This is a genomic window from Agrobacterium sp. MCAB5, assembly GCF_052114365.1.
GTDB lineage: Bacteria > Pseudomonadota > Alphaproteobacteria > Rhizobiales > Rhizobiaceae > Agrobacterium > Agrobacterium tumefaciens.
Map to the genome: position 1 here is coordinate 1 of NZ_JBFREP010000273.1, position 437 is coordinate 437.

Annotated in this window: 1 protein-coding gene; it reads left to right on the forward strand. The window is 63.6% G+C overall.

Annotated elements, in window-relative coordinates:
- The coding region (locus tag AB4Z23_RS28595) for an MFS transporter (RefSeq protein WP_441361321.1) at nt 1-437 on the forward strand (437 nt) is incomplete at both ends.

The following is a 437-nucleotide window of genomic DNA, read 5'->3' on the forward strand; positions in this document are numbered from 1 at the left end:
ACCATCCAGCCAAGGAGCGCAGAAGCATCTATGAGCGGACGACCCGCGGCCTTCGCCTCTATCTGGCGACACCACGACTGCGTGGCCTGCTCGCCCTTTGCCTCACCGTTTCGGCTTCGGGCGCCATGGTGATCGTCAACACCGTCGTCTTCGTCCAGGCGGAGCTGGGGCTTACCCAGACCGACACTGCTCTCGCGCTTGCCGCTTTCGGATGCGGCTCCATGCTCGCTGCCCTGTCCTTGCCCAAGCTTCTGGATCGGGTCGCCGATCGGCCGGTGATGCTGTCCGGAGCGGCGATCCTCATTGGCGGGTTGGTTCTGACCGCCTTCGTCAGCAATTACTCTGTGCTTCTGGCGGTCTGGCTGGTGATGGGGCTGGGTTACTCGATCGTGCAGACACCATCAGGCAGATTGTTGCGCCGGTCCGCGCATGCGGAG